Source organism: Treponema sp. OMZ 305, assembly GCF_024181325.1.
Taxonomy (GTDB): Bacteria; Spirochaetota; Spirochaetia; order Treponematales; family Treponemataceae; genus Treponema.
In genome coordinates, this window is record NZ_CP051300.1 from 866,024 (window position 1) to 883,845 (window position 17,822).

A 17,822-nucleotide genomic window follows, 5' to 3' on the forward strand; every position below is an offset into this window, starting at 1 on the left:
ACGCTCTCACTTACAATAGCGCCGTTCCCAGCCGTTGGCGTATTTTTTCATTGGTAGGGCGGGCATCATAATGCGCCGCTTTAAAAGTAACTGTGTGAGCCTTAGTATCCCATAGCAAGAAATATGCAGGGAAATGTGTTTTATCGGCAAGCTCTGTCTCCCTGTCTGCTGTTCCGCCGAATACGCGCGGAAAACCCACGCTGCCCGGATTGATAATGCAGCAATCTTTATCAAGCGGTATTGTTTGCTCCTGCTTAGGATATAAAGCTCCGTATTCCCCCCGATCGGCGTAGTAAATGGCAGCTTGGTGTGTATGTCCGCAAAAGCAGAGTTTGAAACCTTCGGCATATAAATATTGGAGCGATATTGTTGTCTCCGACCCGCCACGCAGATATTCGGTAGCGGGTTCCAGCGGCGACCCATGTACAAGCAGCGTTTTTTCGGATAAAAAGTAGAGAGGATGCAAGCCTGCCAAAAAGAATCGAGTTTTCCACGAAATAAGCGGCGCGGTGTTTTTTAGGGAACGGCGGGCATTTTCGCCGAACCAACTGCTTGGAAGCCGTTTGAGTAAGCCTGCTTCGTGATTGCCGGCAAGAAGGATGCAGGGGCGAGTATGCTTTTTCAATTCTTTTACGCGCTGAATGCACGCTTCGGGATCGGGGCCGTAGCCAACCATATCGCCAAGCGAGATAAAACCGTCGTACTGCCCCTTTACGGCTTCCAGCACAGCGGTTAGTGCTTCTAGGTTTGCATGGATGTCTGCCGTTACCAATATTTTCATAGTGAGAGGATTTCATCATACCGTATGCCGGAAAAACTTACAACAAGACTTTTTAACAATCTCCGGGATAGCTTTCAATCCGATTGGAAACTGCTTTCCGAAACGGAACATTTTCTTGCGTCTACCCCTTTGCAGCGAAATTATGAACAGCAGTTTGCCGTATGGCGTAAACAGCTGCAAACAGGGAAAAATGATGCAGTACGCGCATCGGTGCGGGAAGAGCTTATTGCATTGAGGAAGGCGCTGCGTTTGGAAGGATATGATTTATCGCTCGGAGCAATTCAGCTTATTGTAAAAGACTTTGTCAACGATGATGCGGCTGCGCGCGGTTTCCGGCGGGTTGTGATTTGTTTTTGCGATGCGGGGTTGTTTTGGCTGTCGGGCGAAGCTAATCATCTTGAACTTGGCAGTGATCTACAGGCTGAGTTGGAACGTAAGCAACTGTATGTTCATCCCGAGATGCATTATCTTTGGTTCCTGTGGGAGCGGAACGCCTTACTGTTAAGCGGTTCCGCAACCGAAACAAAGGAAGCTTTTGAGCGCCTGCAAAAACGTGCCTACGCCAATCCTCAAAAAATATTGCGGTACCTGAAAGCGTTATAATATCAGGGTTGCTTATCGTAAGACTAAATCGCTACACATCCTGTGCAGTGCATAAAAACCAGCCTCGAACGGCGGTTTGCTTTATCAAAAAACCTGCTATAATACCGGTATGAACATGACCCGCAAATTACCGATCGGTATACAGAGTTTTGAAAAGCTGCGGCAGGATGGTTACCTTTACATTGATAAAACACCGTTCATTTGGCATCTTATTCAATCATCCAGTCCTTTTTTCCTCAGCCGCCCGTGCCGGTTCGGTAAAAGCATTTTTCTTTCAACTTTAGCGGCATACTTTCGCGGGCAAAAAGAGCTATTCAAGGGCTTGTACCTTGAAAAGGCGGAAGAAAAACAAGCTCTGCAAGAAGGTAGGAATGCATGGCAAGAATACCCCGTCCTCTATTTGGATTTTAATACAAAAAATTATATAGACCAGCAGGCTCTTGTAGATATTCTGAATCAAAAGGGATACTCTTTATCCAAACCGCAATTTATGATACTATACCCGGATGGAGTACCAAGTAACTGCGACACGGCGCAGGCCTCAGCGATTTGAAGATTTATTAGGGCAGGATTTTGTTGCGGCGACGCTGCAAAAATCCATTGAAGCAGGGAAAATAGCCCATGCGTATCTTTTTTCGGGGCCGCGTGGATGCGGTAAAACCAGTTCGGCGCGTATTTTAGCCAAGGCGCTTAACTGTGAAACGGGAACAGTCGCTACTCCCTGCGGAGTTTGCACCTCGTGCCGCGAAATTACAGCGGGTTCAAGCATCGATGTTATCGAGATAGACGGCGCCTCGAATACGAGCGTCAATGATGTGCGGCAAATCAAGGACGAAATCCTCTTTCCGCCGAATACCAGCCGGTATAAAATCTACATTATCGACGAAGTGCACATGCTTTCTACGAGCGCCTTCAATGCGTTGCTGAAAACGATTGAAGAGCCGCCGCCGTATGTTATCTTTATTTTTGCAACGACCGAACTGCACAAGGTTCCGGCGACCATCAAAAGCCGCTGTCAGCACTTCAATTTTAAATTAGTCGATGTTGAAGTGCTTAAACAAGCTTTAGCGGAAGCAGCGGCGGAGCTGCATATCGAGGCTGACGACGAGGCGCTGTACTGGATTGCGCGTGAGGCTACCGGAAGCGTGCGCGATTGCTATACGCTGTTCGATCAGGTTGCTGCTTTTTCTGACGGGCATATCACCTTTGAAAAAATACAGAGCACACTCGGTTTAACCGGTACCGATTCGATTGGCGCCTTGCTGACAGCCTGCGTTCAAAAGGATGCAGCCGCCGCGCTGCTCACCCTTGACACCATTCTACAGAACGGTGTTTCCACCGAGCAATTTACGGTAGACTGCACCAACTATATCCGCAGCCTTCTATTGATACAACAAGGCATCACAAAAGAGGCGTTGATCGGGCAGCGTGCGGAGCGGTTCCCGCAGGAGATACTGACGGGATGGGATGCGCAGCAGCTTGAGCGCGCGCTGTATCTTTTTTTGCAGCTTTTCAGAGATCTCCGCTTCTCGCTTAATCCTCGCTATGAACTGGAATTGACGGTTTCCCGCCTTGCGTGGCTTTCCGACTATGTCTCCCCCAAGGAACTGAAAGAGGCCTTTGATGCGGCTCAAGCGCTGCTCGCAGGTGTACCGGCGGCTCGCACGGCAACCGGAGCGTTGCCCGGCAGCGGGGCGCCGCAAAAAGGCGGGGCTGACTCCCCTTTTTTAAGACCGGCGGCTTCTCCTCGCTGAGGGCTGCCGGCGCTTACGGAAACACCGCATCGACCGGGATACCGGTCAATGCTCCGGTAGGAACAGCAGGCACGCAGTCTGCCGGAATGCCCGTCAATGCGCCGACGGGTTATAATCAACATCCGGCAACCGGAATAGTGGTACAGCAGATTCGTCCATCGGCAGCAGGACATCAATCTTCGGTAGTGCCGCAGCCTTCGGTGGTACGCCAATCTCCGGCGGAACCCCCGCCGCCGCTTCGCATCCAAAGCATTGCCGAACTTAAAGAGGCGCTCGTTCAGCATCTGCTGATAGAACATAGAATGTTGTCGGCGGCGGTTGGTAAAACGCTCAACTGGAACGAACGGGACGGCATCCTGTATATGTCCGTTCATACGCCTTTTGAAGTACAGCAGCTGCAGCGGGAAAAAAATATCCTAACCCGGAAGACGGCGGAGCTCTACGGCAAAGAGCTGAAAATACAGATAACGCTTGCCCAAGAAGAGACAGCGCAAAAAGTAGCCGTCCCCGCGCGAGTAGAGATGGTCATGCGTAATATCAAAGGCAGCATCGTTGACATACAGAAAAAAGCGGTTGTAGAAGAACCGGAGGAAGAAGAATGAATATAAATCCTTTTGAATTGATGAAAAATGCAAAAGACTTGCAGGCTCATTTCGGGAAAATGCAAGAAGAGTTGGCGGCGCTCCGCGTGCAAGGCATTTCGGGCGGCGGCTTGGTGAAAGTAACACTCAGCGGTACCTTCGATATGGTAAAAATCGAATTGGATCCCATCGCTGTCGATAACCGCGATATTCCGATGTTACAAGACCTGATCCGATCCGCTCATACCGATGCGATAGAAAAAATTAAGGATACATTAAAGGAAAAGATGGGGCCGCTCGCCGCGCTTGCGGGAGGAATGCCGTCATAATGAATGCGCTCGAAGACCTTATCGATAATTTATGCCGCCTGCCGGGTATCGGGAAAAAAAGCGCTGCACGGCTCGCGTATCATATCCTCAAACAAGAGCCGCCCTATGCCCACCGGCTGGCGGATAGCCTCTATAAACTTCACGACAGCATTAAGCCGTGCCCCGTATGCGGCGCTTTTACCGATCAGGATGTGTGTTCTATCTGCAGCGATCCGGGGCGGGACGGCTCCTGTATCTGTGTCGTGGAACAACCGCAGGATGTCTATACGCTGATGAGCATGGGCGAGTACCGCGGGCTTTTTCACGTACTCGGCGGCGTCATCGCCCCGCTTGAAGGTATCGGCCCCGAACAGCTCCGCATCGCAAGCCTCGTTAAGCGCATCGGCAGCGGGACGGCGGTAAAAGAAGTGATCCTTGCAACCAATCCGACAATCGAAGGGGATACCACCGCCCTTTATATCCAAAAGGTACTGCGCGATCTCCCCGTCGAGGTTACCCGCCTTGCATCGGGACTGCCGGTCGGCGGCGACTTGGAGTACACCGATAAACTGACGCTGATGCGCAGCTTTAAAGGCCGGATAAAGATTTAAGCTTTTGCTTGACAAAGCATAGGATTATCAGTATATCATTACAGAGTATTTAGTAATCTATGCGGCATAGAGCCGTTCTCTAAAAGTTATCTGCAAAAGTAATCGTATAAAAAGTCTATCATTAGCAACATTAAAATGCTGAGCTATTTCTGCCGATATGAGAAGCGGGATAGCAGAAAGTTGTGCCGAGCATGCCGTTACCGCTCAAACGGGAAAGCAAGACGATGAAAAATTACTGCTGCGGCGTATATGCAGCAGTAATAGAAGTGCGCTTTTAACAGCACGGGTTCATGTGTTAAGGGTGCTTACTAAATAAAGCGGAGAAAAAGCTTATGAAAAAGAAGAATCGTATAGTATCTTTTGCACTGATTGTGCTTGCTGCCATTGCAGGTTTTACCTGTAAGAACAGTATCGGTTTAGGCGGTCAGATAGATATTCTTCCGCCAAATGGAGAGATTACCGCTCCTGATGGGGTAGGTGCGATACGTGGTTCATTTGTTTTAAGGGGAAAGGCGAGCGATGACGATGGAGTCGAATCGGTTTCGGTTGTGTTTGAAAATATCAAAACGAAAGAAACGAGCCAAACGTATGAGGCCAATGACTTTAGTAAGGGCAGCGTATCGGTGTTGTGGAGTACCCATATAGACAATGAAGTGAAAGGAAATAGATGCGCTCTTCCCGACGGAGAGTATGAAGTAACGGTTACGGTTACCGATACAGGCGGAAAGACAAGCACATTTACCAAGAATTATAAAATAGACAATAGAGCACCCGAAGTAGAAATACTGAGTCCTGATTTATCGAAAAGTCAAAGTGGTGATTTTACGATGCGCGGTTCGATTATCGATATACCGAGCGGCGTCAAAAGCATAAAATATATCGTGGGTAAACAAGATAGCAGTGATATAACGGTAAAGCCCGCAGAAACCTCGCGCGAGTGGAAAGAGCTTGAGATATCGGGAGATACATGGGCTATCCCTTTTACCGATGGGGATAATATCACGCAGAAAACAAAAGCTGAAAGGATCGGTAAACAAGTTGACGGGCTCGCAGCGGGAGTAGAACTATATGATATACCGCTGTTCTTTTTAGTTGAAGATAAAGCAGGCAATGCCGGTATTATCAGTCAAATAATCAGAGTAGACCCGAACGGAGATATTCCGGAAGTAAAGGTATTGTCGCCTGAAGCGGATAAAGTATTAGGCGGAAGGATCCGTATATGGGGAACCGTGAAGGTACCTAATCCGGCAGCGGGAGTGGTCAATGCTGTACTGATTCAAATTACCGATAACACCAAACCTGAAAACCCCAATGAACCGGATTTTAGCCGGAGCGCTCTGTTTGGCGAAAGCGAGTGGTGCCCTGCCGATGGGAAACCATTAAGCTATACGGCGGGAAGTTCGTATTGGTCGGTAGAAATAAACGGAAGTAAGGAATTTGAAGCAGCAAGCGAACGGCAGCGGATTATTTGGTTTAGATTGTGCGGCAAAAATGAGAAGGGGAGAGTCGGACAATGGACAGAGCCGATTAAAGTTACCGTTGATAAGGAGGCTCCGGCTATTACCGATATGAAGGTTGCAAGCGAAAGTAAGATCGGTACGGCTATTCCTTCCGGGCAGATTGACCCCGAAAACCAAGACTATGTTTCAAATATGTGGATCAAGGGAGATGGACTGTATTTATGTGCAGAGTTATCGCATGATGCCGGTATAGAAAGGATAGATATAAGCGGGAGCTATCTCGGTACGTCTGTTTCTTTAACGGGAGACAGTGAGATAACCGGCTATCAGCTGCATAATCAGCAGTGTTTTGAAGCAGACGGTCATAACTACAAGATGCGGATACCGTTAAAGACGACGGGGAACCCTGCAAATAATAACGGATTTACGATTAATGTTACGATAAAGGCTAAAAAACAAAAAGAAGGAGATATAGAGGGGTTAACGGCTTCAACTTCATTCTCCTTTAAGTATGATAACAGCGTTCCAACCGCGGTGTTTGGTACAAAAATGTATTCATCGGGTATTGTACAGGTGAGCGGAGCTTCGTTTACCGACACTGGGTTAATAGGGAGAAGCAATATCAATGCTTCGATGAAGGTTTTTACCTCAGGGGAAGATATTGCAATTACCGCATTTGATCAGAGTACGGGGAAGGTTACGCTTGCGTCTGCTCCGGCGAATCCTACAAAGGGATATCTTATTTACAGCCCCATTGAATATTTGAGGCCTGACAGTAGCGGTAAAGTGTGGGTATCCGGCGCTGCGTATGATGTAGGCGCTGGGGTTGAAAAGGTCAAAGTAAGCTATAATGGAGTTCCGGCAAGCGAAGTTACGTTAGAGTTTCCGAGCGGCGTGCGAACGGATGTCGGTAACGGTGATGTCAACTTTGTCACATGGAAAGGTGAACTCGATGTCAGCAGTTTTGTAGATGGTACGGGGAAAATCGTCATTACGCCGATTGACCGTGCAAATAATGCCTCTGCTCCGATTGAAGTACCGGTAAAACTTAAAAAGGAGCCTTTGAAGATAAGTGCTGTAGCATTGGGAACGGATATGAACCGGAACGGCACTATCGCAGATGTCGGCTCTACGGTGGTTGAAACCAAAACATTGACGCTGACATATAACGCAGCAAATCCTGACGGTATCGACAGTGAAAAATACGATTGGCACGGTAAAGCTGACGGCGGTACGTTTAGGTTTAAAAACAATACGTCGCACATTAAAATTGGAACTGTCGGCGGAAGCGGAGATAAAAAGTATACGCTGAAATGCGTAACAAACGGTCAGGAAGTAAAAGGTTTAACAGATTTACCGGCAGACGGTGTCATTACGCTGAGTGCGGCTGATTTTACTAAAATAGGTCAAAGTGATGACCTTGCCACAAGCGACCCCAAAAAGCGTAAGCTTCTTCTTACCGTATGGGATTCTGCACAGGGGTTAACTTGCGGTACCGATACGTGGATGGCAGAACTGGAACTTGATGTTATTGTCGATACTACAGACAGAATTGCGCCCACAAACGAGATAAATCCATTTAAGTGGGTTTCCGAAACTGAAAACAGCTTGTACGGCAACAGCCGCGATAACGGTCACATCGAAATAGGAACCGATTTACCAAGTACTTTTAACCAAACAACCGGCCTTATGGACAAGGATGATAAAGTTTCCGGTAAGATAAGCATTACGGGAACTGCGTATGACGATCAGGTTATCACGGAAATTTGGGCAAAGATCGACGGCTTTACATTTACTGGCGCAAGTACTACGGATGCTCAAGTAGGTCACAGGCTTGCAACGTATAGTACTTCAACCGGTAATTTTACGGTAGAATCCGGTAATGTTGATACAAACGGATGGAAGTTTACTGTTGTATCGAATGAGTTCAGTGTTGAAAAGGGGCATACCGTTAAATGGCAGCTCGATTGGGATAGCTCAAAGATAACAGGCGTCGTCGGAACCGATAAAATCATTACCGTAACGGTAAAAGATACCGCTCAAACAAATACCGCGTTTGATAGCAGGAAGGTCGATGTCGTGCCGTATATTACCGGTGTCAGCAGAAATAGTACATACAATACAAACAGAGCGCGAAGCGGCGCGATACCCTTACTCCGTGGGGAAGCTGGCAATGCGATTACAGGCTTTAACTTTGAAGGAAACGCTCCCTCTTTAAAGATTACTGAAAATAAAGACGGAACCGGTTCTTCAGTTGCAATGGAGAGTCTTACTTTAAGTGGTGATAAGAAGAGTTTTAGCTTTACAGTTCCCGATACGGCAAAAGACGGATATCTGCATCTTGTGGTAAACGGTGTCGCTGCGGTGAATAATACAAATGCGTATACCGAAAGCAATATGGAAAAATCCGATACATACGGAACCGCAAAACATTCCGACGACAGGTTTGCGCATATCTGGCGTGTAAATAAAGAAGATACGTTTAAGGGCAGCAAAAATGCCATATATCCTGCAATGAGTAAAGGCGCTGACGGAACACTGTATGCTTCGTTCAGCAATTACTCAAAGTCGCAAGTGTACTATTCAAATGCATTCACGGGAGGTGGTGCTGTTACAGCCGGAGATGGTGCAACAAGAGTATTTACCGGATATGACCCGCCGGAAGAAACCGATATAACCGTAGATGGAACTGAAGTAAATGTTTTGTATGCTGCAAATTATCACGGTGGCCGTGATTTTGACTGGGGAAACGGTGATCCTGCTTTCCCTTGGAATGATACTCAGTCTGCAAGTGCCGGCGGCTTATATCTCTATGATAAAGATGCACCGCTGGTAGAGGTCAGTACAGTCCCGAATTATTTTAAAATATACCGGTTTGAACTGTTTACCTATGATAATGAATTGCAGCAGTTTAAAAACATACGGACAGTGCGTTCCGGAGATAATATTTATACGGTTTACTACGACCGGCTGACCGGTGCCGTAAAATTTGCATGGGTGGATGACAGCAAAAAGCCGGATACAAGCAGCAAGGCACTTCCGTGGTGCGTTATAGACGGCAATACCGATGTAACCGATAGCGAATGCAAAGTACCTGACGCTCCGACGTCTGCTCCGGATGTTCAAAAAACATTTACATTTGTAAATCCTGACGGTTCAACTGCTGTGGCGAAGCCATATATACTGAACACGAACAGCTTTGAAGAGGGCCTTTCCGTTTCAAATGCGGTGTGGGAGTCCATCGCCGTTACGGTAACTAAGGACGGATATCCCGTTGTAGTGTACATGGATGCTGCTACAGGAAGCTTGCGCCTTGCAAGAAGTACGAAAAAACAGCCTACGTTGCCTACCGATTGGAAAATTCAAAAGGTTCTCACTTCTTCGGATCCGAACGGTAATCTTGCAAGCGACTACATCAATGCATGTGTCGGCAGCGACGGAGTTCTGCATATCGCATTCCAGAACACCAGAGGGCAGCTCGTGTACGTAAAATCTACAAATATGTCCAATGACGGTTCAACAAAGTATGGTTTTGGCGATTCGGAAGTACTGGATGATTCCGGTACGTCTATAGATATGACCATGGACGGCGCAACTCCGTATATCACGTATGTGTCCCGTCCCAATTCATACGATGCTATCCGCATTGCCTATAAAACATCTATGGACTTTAACAATACGGGGACGAATGTGGAAGGCTGGGAAACAATGACGGCTCCTCTTAACGAGCGTGCTGCAAACAGCCGTATTTGCATTGAAACACAGGCAAAGCATTACAATGCTACGGGTATGATGCCTGTTGCGGTAGGGTTTACCACCGGTTCGGATTACCGTGCTGCTTTCTATGTAGGCAAGTAGTTGCTTTTGTAAAGTAAAATAAAAGTTTTAGGCATTGTTAAAAAATGGAAGTTTTTTAACAATGCCTTTTTTGTAATCTTTTTCTCTGCCCGCGGCAGGGAGGAGATTCGTAATTAAGAATGCAGAGTTTCCCTTAATTCAAGATGAGGAATTAAGGGGATTGCTGAAAGCAAAAAGTCCGGTGAGCATTGCTCACCGGGCTGTTGTGGTGTTATGGGGCAGCGTTCTGTGTTGGTGTGCAGGATGGAACACTGCTTGCTTTTAATGAGGGGGAGACTAACAAAAATATGAAAGCGAACAGTTGAAAAAAACGAATAAATGAGTTAATATCAAAAAAATCTAATATGTATGAGAGGCAGTCACAGATAAAAAAATGTTGAAAGTTGTGAATGTCCAAAAAGAAATTAATCGCGAAAATTTTTATATCATAAGACTGATTATGATATAAAAATTAGGAGGAACTATATGAAATATACAAAAGCTCCTATTTCAGAAGTTATATTTGGCGTTGTATATACAAAACAGAAGCTTTCTTCTGATGATATTTTCTTTTTGAATGGTCATTTTAAAAATCAATTTCCATTGCTGGAAATACTTTCACCACTAGTAGTTGAGAATCTCAATGGGTTTCAGTTACTTCCAAATTTAGATCCGTTATTAAGTGGGCCTTTGCTATTACGTCGCAGGTCTTCTGATAATAAATGGTTATTACAAATCCAATCGAACACTATCTATTTAAACTGGATTAGAAATGATTCAGAATCTGTAGGTAATTATATAGGATATTCTGCTGTATATAAGCAATTTGTTTGTATTCTGGATTCCATTAAAGAAATATTAAATATTAATATGTATGAAGATATCAATATGCTCGACCTTTCGTATGGAGATAGAATTGATTGGCAGCGTTATATTCCTGAATTAAGCAAAGTTAATGACCTTATAAATATTTCTACTCCGCCTATTTTTTCAAAAGAAGGTTACAATAATTTATTCGCTAAGTATACTTATGAAGATAGTGAATTGAATGGATTTGGGCTAGTCAATATTAATACCGCCACTTCAATACAGGGAAGTCAAGTAATTAAAATAGAAACTGTATTACGAGGAAATTTGAAAGGTTTTACTTTTACAACATGGTTTGAAGAAGCTCATAAGAAACAATCATTTATCTTTGAGAATCTTTTTACTGACAACCTAAAGAAGGAATGGTTATGATAAACTCCTATAATGGAATAATCTCTCAAAATAGTACTTTATCTAATTTTTCTTTTTTTGAGGATAATTTAAGACCTATTTACCAAAATTCAAAGATTTCTTTTTTTGAGGATAATTTAAAACCTATTTACCAAAATCCAAAGATTTCTTTTTTTGAGGATAATTTAGAACCTATTTACCAAAATTCAAAGATTTCTTTTTTTGAGAAAATTAAAACAGAGGATAATTGGGCTATTGTTGAAAAACAAAATTTTGCTCTATTATTAATGAATAGAAAAAAATATCTCGATAGTCTTTCTAGTTTAAATAACAACTGGATTAATGGTAAATCAGAAATTCCAAGTCAAATTTCACTTTCTGTTGGAAAAAGGTTCTTATCAGATCTTACGCGATTAATACTCAACAAAAGAAATCTTCCAATCCCTAAAATAATTATAGGCCCCATACCGAGCGGAGGCATTTGTTTTGAGTTACATATCAATGAAAATAATGCCATGTATGTTTCAATATTTAATGAAGGTACAATTGATATTGATTTAAAGTATTATGATTACTATTATTCAATTACGGAAAGTATGGATGCTAATAAAATAATTTATCAATATAGGCTAATTAATGAATTACCAACCGAATGATGAAATACCGAACGGAGAAGTTCTTTTTCGCTATTGTAATCCGGCAGCATTCCCAGACGGACAGTTGGAAATTCCGATTTCTATTTTTATGGATAGAAGCCTTTCTTGCGATTGGAAATTATTTAGGCAAGATCCATCAACATCATTTCATATTGCTGAAGGAAAGACGCGAATAATTCAAATTAATGTTTGTGAAGCAATTCGTAATCCGGTTAATCCAAAAAGAAGTACACAGATAATCCGTGAGTGGCATCAATCGATTAAATATAGTCCAATAACATCATCAGATCATGATATTCACGGTGAAAATATTGCTCATTCATTGATTATTGGTTTAAAAAAAGCTCCAGTATGCGAAGCTTTTGTAGCAAATTCCTCTTGGTTTGATGTTGTGTGAATATTTAAGCCCAATGCAAGCATCCCTGAGTTTAACTGTGTGATGATAGACAACTATACTGAGGGTGGGACAAATAAGCCAGTGCTTGCATGGCTTGGGATTCCTTTATTGAGTATACTAAGATGAAATGAGGTTTAAGCTAATATAGGTTTACTCTCTCCCGTCGGGGGATTTTTTATGGCTGGAGTTGGTAGTGGGGTCTGAGGTATTGTAACCTTTCTATTTCTTCAAGGCTTAAGCCGGTAGCTTTTGAGATAGCTTCTACAGCAAAACCCATTTCAGTTAAGTTTTTAGCAGTTTCACGGGCTTTTTGATAAGCACCTTGTTCAAAGCCTTGCTGTATTCCTTGAGATATCCCCTTGGCAAAGGCTATTCTGCCTGCCTCTTCTCTCTGTACCGCAATGTCCGTATCATAATCGTATTCGGCTACTAACATATTTTATGACCCCCTTCGATTTCCTTTTGAAAATATACGGCGTATCTACTTCGTTGCTGCACACAAATTAATCCTCAACGTATCAAAGATACGCCTGCGGTTAATTTGTGCTCGCGCCTCGTATCTACACCATCTATTTTCAAAAGTGTTGGTTTTAAAATACATGGGCGCCTGCATCGTCTCAACGTATCAGGACGGGCACGGATGTCCGTGTTTCCATGCAGCAGCGATGTTTGCGAAAGCAAACTCGCCGCCAGCAAATGTACACGGATGTACATTTGCTGGCAAAGCATCTACTCCGTCTATTTTCAAAAGGTGCTGGCTGCGCAGAAGCGGCATCCATAGTGGGGATGATGGAGTAGGGGAGACGCAAAAAGCAAAGCGCCGGATGAGTGAACCTTGCATTTCAAGGTAACCTGTTTAGAAAGGTGAGTTCCCGAACTGGTTTAATGCTTATCGGCTCTTTTTGTGTCTACATGGGTGTGGGTGTTTTTATTTTTGTGGGGGAGAGCGCAAGACATAATTCTGAATTAGTTCAACGCTTCAACTTCCTGTACGGTTAAGCCGGTTCCTTCTGCTATTTTGGCAATATCAATTCCAAGTCTTTTAAATGCGGTTGCAGTTTCACGAGCTTTTTGGTAAGCCCCCTGTTCAATGCCGCGCTCAATACCTTGTTCAATGCCTTGTTCAATGCCTTGGGCAAAGGCTATTTCATGTTCTTCCGCTCGTTGCACGGCTATATCGGTTTCATAATCATATTCAGCGAGTAACATGTTCAATACCTCCTTGGTCTTACGTTTGAGATACTCTTTCAAGATATTATTTGCTATGCATTCTTCAATCGCTTGTTGAAAACCGTTTATCTGATCTAGCTCTTTCCATCTTCTCACTGTTTCCACAAATATGCTGTATTCTTTCATAGTTTTACAGTTTGCTAATATCGGATGTTTATCGTGCTGATTAATGTTTATTACCTTAACGGTCAACTCAAGGCTTGGTTCGCCTACCTTTTCTACAAAAGCATCTGAAAGTTTTAGCATTGTAGTTTTAGGATAGTCTTCTATGCCGTTGTAAAAGACATAGAACTCAGGAGTGGGAATGTTAAGAAGTTTACGGCTATATTTTTCTTTTGATTCAAAGAGCGTTTCATACAGGCGGCTGACATACTCAAGACAGCGTAAAGGCATATTGGGGTTTATGGTTGATTGATGCTCTGCAAGTACTATGATTTTATTCTCAACGAGATAAGATACATCATTATAAAATGACATATAGAGAACCTGATCGAGTCTGACTGTTTTTAGTTGTGTTGTATCTTTAAGTGTTGTTCCATGCAGAGCATTGTATAATGAGAGGAAATTCTCTTTTGCCTTTTCATCTTCGCTGAAAAGATCGACAAATACGGAATCTTTATATTTTCTGTTTGCCGTACTCATAACTGCTTCTCCCTCAATGGCTATAGTATAGCATGGATATGAGGATTTTGAAAGCTATCGGTAGGCGCTTTTGTAAGGTACAATCTTTAATTCCTTATCAGTTTTGCCGTTTCAAGTTTGGTTTGGTAAGAGCCGTCGGTAAAACCCGTAATAGACCAAATTCCGCAGATAAAGAGGCTGTGGGAATATTACAGAAAATAACCGATACGTTCTGCCCTGCGTAAGAAAGGTTGCAGTTTGCCAAGAAATGGCATATACTTTCATCGTATGCTACATTTGAAAAGCAGGCAAGTATGCCCATAGCAGACAGCATATAATTTGGAGGAACAGGTATGGCAACAGTTAAAGCGATGGATCTTTTTGAAGCGTATGCAAAACAGAAACTGCCGATGGATCAAGGATATATTGTTTCATCGTTCTTTAAAGAAGATTCTGCGTACAGTATTTACGAGATCGTTTCCTATGCGACCCTAAAGGATATTTACCTAACAAGTAATGGCTTAACTTTTCAAACAAACGGAAAAAAACTTTTCTTGTTTGTCGAACCGGAAAACTATTCCCATAAGTCTATGGAACCCTACTGCCGTGAGCGCGACTTTCAAGTACCGCTGCGATTTAAAGATTCAAATATCATCACTGCAAAAAATCAATCAAAAATTATTTTCAGTAAGGAGCCGCAAGAGGCATTGTCGGCATTTACTATTGTTAAGCCTACAGGTATAAACTTTGCTTTCCTCTTTTACCCGCTTCCCGATGTATTTCAATCCATCGAACTGTTCTTTGAACAAACCTTAAATAAGGAAGCCGGAGTTCCGCTCCGTGATGCAAAAAATGCCGCAAAAGAATTTGCTCAGTTAAGTTCAAAGGTGCTGACGTGGCCGAATCTGGAAGAACAAAAAGCCGGTAAATAATTAGGTGTAAAGCCGAAAACGCTGTATAATCGAAATACGGTTTAAACCGCTCCGAGCCGTCTATTTTCCATTTGAATAGGTGTCAGAGCGGTTTATTTTTCTCCAAGGAGTTGTTTTAATTCCTGTATTTCTGCAACCAGTTTTGAGCGCTGAATATTCTGATACTGCTTGGGCAACATCTCTTTACTGGTGCATTCGAGGACGGCGACTAAATTCTGCAATTCAATATCATAGGGATAGGAGGGCGGAATAAAATCGTCGATTGTTTGTTCGATATCTTCTGCCGTCAGCATTATATGGTTCTCGGCGCTTGCATTCATTTTTGATCTAACCAAAATAGCTTCAATATCAGCGCCGGATACGGGAAATTTCAGTTTTCTATTGATGATATTCTGAAAAGAAATATCTTTTGTTTTAATTTTCAACTTTCGTTGCAGCGTTTCAAAAATTTCCACCTTTTCCGCCAGCGTTTCAGGATAAAAAAGAGCCAAGTGCTCCTCCGCCCTTCCTTGCCGTTTTAAGTCTATCGGCAACAAATCGGGACGGCTGGTAATTAAAAACCAGATGATTTTTCCGCGGTAATCGGTGTTGCCCATAAAGTTTGCAATTTGCGCAAATACGCGGGAGGAACCGACACCATCCTGCATTTTACGGTTTCCTAAAACGGCATCCGCTTCATCGATCATCACGGCAACAGGCGCCATTGCTCGCAGAATATTCAGCACTTTTTCTAAATTCGATTCGGTTGTCCCCTGCCATTGCGTATGAAAATTTTTAAGCCGCACCATCGGGATGCCGATCTCTCCGGCAAATGCCGAAACGAGGAAGGACTTACCCGTGCCGATCGGCCCTGAAATTAAATAGCCCATCGGGAGCACATCGGTTCTTCCCTGTTTAAGCGCCTTTGCCATCGACTTAAAGCGCTTTTTTACAAATTCATGCCCTGCAATAAATGAGAGATCATGCTCCGTTTCCAAAAACTCCAGCAACCCGCCCGCTTCGTTTTCGATAATTTCCTGCTTTTTTTTGCGAAGGTATTCAAACGTAATCGGTATGTCTTCGTTGTACGATTCTTTTGCCAGCTGATTAAGATTTAATAGATTTAATCCCGATGTCAGCTTTCCCATCCGCTCGGCATTGAGGAGACGTTCCAATAATAGTTCTCCTTTATTTTGCAAATACGTTAAAAAATGAATACGGATTGCTTCCGACGGAAGCGGGATAGCGACTTTAACCGTTGAAGGAGAGGCAACGAGTCGGGAATTCACATCGGCAAGATTTTCGGTCAACATAACAACCGAAATATCTTCATTGGTAAATTGAGGATCGTGTGACCAGCGGTTCAAGGTAACCAAGCAGTAGCGATCAACTGCATCGAGGTTCCCGATTTCCTCCGCAGGGATAACCGTTTCCGCATAATCGATAATCAATACCATTCTGCGGCCGCTTCCCATATTCAGCGTAAAATAGCGCTCAAGATATGCAAAGGCTTTAACGGGATCGCGGGAATAAAAATCTTCGATGGGAACTTCGGGATACCGGCTGTGCATCGTTGCAATATAGGTCTGATCCATTTCTTGCATACAAAAAGATACGCCGCTCGATTTATCGTAAAATACGATAATATCTTTGTTACCGAAAATGACCTCCGAAATATAATCCCATATCTTTACAAAAACAAAATGAGCGCTTGCCCGATGATTGTGCGGCAGGAAATCACGGATATTACCATGTACAAAATAAAGATTGACCGTTTCGGTACAGTATTTAGTTGCGAGTTCCTGCGCCCACGGCGGTAAATCGTGGATAAGCTCGCTATTGTATTTAATCAGTTTTTTTCCCGAAGACAATTTCCCATCCCCCTCTTCGATAAATACCATATACAAAAACCGATAAAAACACAATAGAAATGAGGCGCCCAGGGTGGTTTCTACATAATCCTTATTACCTTAAATTGAAATAATAGAGAACCGAAAAAAAGGCCAAGCGCAATACGGACTAAAAGGATAATGAGAATCGTCAATATCAGTCGGGTACGGTACTGCAGCGGCTTTCGCGGAAAAAAACCGGTAACCTTTGCAATAACGGGACTTAAAAATTTATCCAAGTTATACCAAAACGGAGAGCTGTTTGACGAACCGAAAAGATCGTACACAAGCCGAATAATCAAAAAAATAATCAGCAGGTTGAGCATAAAACCGATAAACGACCATATCAGTTGCATGATGCTCACAAATACTACCCAAAGGGAAATCGTTCCTGTCGCAAGGATGGAAGTAATAAGCTGCGCTGCAATGGACAAGATACCGAGCGATAAAATAGGTGAAAAATCGACCATACCGATGCGGGTAAATCTGAATCGTCTGAACCAATTTAGATAAGGATCGCAAATGGATGATAACACCCTGCCGAATGATGAATACGCCGCAGAAGGAACCCACGACAGCAAAATCTTAATAAAACACAAAAAGAGATAGGCATTGATCAGCTGCCTAACAGTTAATAATAATGAACGCACCATAACAGGCTCCTCACATCAATCGGCAATATTTCGCCGATCGGCATTTCCGTATAAGAAAATCTCTAAAAATTTCAATTTTTAGAGATTTTCCTTAGATTTAATTTGCGATGTTTCAATTTAAGTAATTACAATATAAAAACTTAAATTGAAACTCGTCGGGCATCTCTAAAAGCTAACCGAGTTTTTAGAGATGCCCATAACATACTGATTAAAATGCAAACCGTAAAGCCCTTTGCGATAACGCATGTTGTGATAACGCAGAGCAGATGCGCCATCTATTTTCAAAAGAGCGATTGCTATTATCAGGCGATA

The 17,822-nt window shown here is 43.5% G+C and carries 15 protein-coding genes and 1 pseudogene; 11 read left to right on the plus strand and 5 right to left on the minus strand.

Translation table 11 applies throughout. The features are described from left to right. Window positions 1-10 precede the first annotated feature (10 nt). Window positions 11-781: a metallophosphoesterase family protein gene (locus ABK01_RS03880; RefSeq protein WP_253676307.1), complete on the minus strand. Its 771-nt coding sequence runs from the start codon at window positions 779-781 to the stop codon at window positions 11-13. 24 nt (window positions 782-805) lie between these two features. Here ABK01_RS03880 and ABK01_RS03885 point away from each other — a divergent pair, with 24 nt between their 5' ends. The 10 genes and pseudogenes from ABK01_RS03885 (at window position 806) to ABK01_RS03930 (ending at window position 12,206) form a co-directional block, all read left to right on the plus strand. After that, window positions 806-1,384: a hypothetical protein gene (locus ABK01_RS03885; protein ID WP_253676308.1), complete on the plus strand. Its 579-nt coding sequence runs from the start codon at window positions 806-808 to the stop codon at window positions 1,382-1,384. Between the two features lie 109 nt (window positions 1,385-1,493). After that, a pseudogene (locus ABK01_RS03890) lies at window positions 1,494-1,841 on the plus strand (AAA family ATPase); the annotation flags it as partial. Between the two features lie 49 nt (window positions 1,842-1,890). Further along, a complete protein-coding gene (gene dnaX / locus ABK01_RS03895) occupies window positions 1,891-3,138 on the plus strand; it encodes a DNA polymerase III subunit gamma/tau (protein WP_253676309.1) in 1,248 nt (415 codons plus the stop codon). A gap of 86 nt (window positions 3,139-3,224) precedes the next feature. Next, on the plus strand, window positions 3,225-3,740 hold the full coding sequence (locus ABK01_RS03900; RefSeq protein ID WP_253676310.1) for a DNA polymerase III subunit gamma/tau: 516 nt from the start codon (window positions 3,225-3,227) through the stop codon (window positions 3,738-3,740). Further along, window positions 3,737-4,048 (plus strand): YbaB/EbfC family nucleoid-associated protein, encoded by a 312-nt coding sequence (locus tag ABK01_RS03905; RefSeq protein WP_212566150.1) that lies wholly within the window; start codon window positions 3,737-3,739, stop codon window positions 4,046-4,048. Before ABK01_RS03900 ends, ABK01_RS03905 begins: the two co-directional genes overlap by 4 nt. After that, window positions 4,048-4,638, plus strand: coding sequence for a recombination mediator RecR (gene recR, locus ABK01_RS03910; protein ID WP_253676311.1), 591 nt, complete (start codon window positions 4,048-4,050; stop codon window positions 4,636-4,638). Before ABK01_RS03905 ends, recR begins: the two co-directional genes overlap by 1 nt. A 332-nt stretch (window positions 4,639-4,970) precedes the next feature. After that, on the plus strand, window positions 4,971-9,956 hold the full coding sequence (locus tag ABK01_RS03915; RefSeq protein ID WP_253676312.1) for a hypothetical protein: 4,986 nt from the start codon (window positions 4,971-4,973) through the stop codon (window positions 9,954-9,956). Window positions 9,957-10,421: 465 nt separating this feature from the next. Next, window positions 10,422-11,174 carry a TIGR04255 family protein gene (locus ABK01_RS03920; RefSeq protein ID WP_253676313.1) on the plus strand — a complete coding sequence of 251 codons (753 nt, stop codon included), beginning with the start codon at window positions 10,422-10,424 and terminating at the stop codon, window positions 11,172-11,174. Further along, window positions 11,171-11,809 (plus strand): hypothetical protein, encoded by a 639-nt coding sequence (locus tag ABK01_RS03925; RefSeq protein ID WP_253676314.1) that lies wholly within the window; start codon window positions 11,171-11,173, stop codon window positions 11,807-11,809. The genes ABK01_RS03920 and ABK01_RS03925 overlap by 4 nt, the downstream gene beginning before the upstream one ends. Beyond that, a complete protein-coding gene (locus ABK01_RS03930) occupies window positions 11,790-12,206 on the plus strand; it encodes a hypothetical protein (protein ID WP_253676315.1) in 417 nt (138 codons plus the stop codon). The genes ABK01_RS03925 and ABK01_RS03930 overlap by 20 nt, the downstream gene beginning before the upstream one ends. Before the next feature lie 175 nt (window positions 12,207-12,381). On the opposite strand, the gene ABK01_RS03935 is transcribed toward ABK01_RS03930, so the two are convergent. Next, the gene (locus ABK01_RS03935; RefSeq protein ID WP_212566155.1) at window positions 12,382-12,642 is read right to left on the minus strand and encodes an RpnC/YadD family protein; all 261 of its coding nucleotides are present in this window, start codon (window positions 12,640-12,642) and stop codon (window positions 12,382-12,384) included. A gap of 530 nt (window positions 12,643-13,172) precedes the next feature. Further along, a complete protein-coding gene (locus ABK01_RS03940; protein WP_253676316.1) occupies window positions 13,173-14,078 on the minus strand; it encodes an Rpn family recombination-promoting nuclease/putative transposase in 906 nt (301 codons plus the stop codon). 332 nt (window positions 14,079-14,410) lie between these two features. On the opposite strand from ABK01_RS03940, the gene ABK01_RS03945 reads away from it, so the two are divergent. After that, on the plus strand, window positions 14,411-14,989 hold the full coding sequence (locus tag ABK01_RS03945; protein WP_253676317.1) for a hypothetical protein: 579 nt from the start codon (window positions 14,411-14,413) through the stop codon (window positions 14,987-14,989). Window positions 14,990-15,081: 92 nt separating this feature from the next. On the opposite strand, the gene ABK01_RS03950 is transcribed toward ABK01_RS03945, so the two are convergent. Continuing rightward, entirely contained in the window at window positions 15,082-16,839 is a 1,758-nt protein-coding gene (locus ABK01_RS03950) for an ATP-binding protein (RefSeq protein ID WP_253676584.1), read from the minus strand. Window positions 16,840-16,919: 80 nt separating this feature from the next. Continuing rightward, entirely contained in the window at window positions 16,920-17,510 is a 591-nt protein-coding gene (locus ABK01_RS03955; RefSeq protein ID WP_212566157.1) for a YggT family protein, read from the minus strand. Window positions 17,511-17,822: the final 312 nt, after the last annotated feature.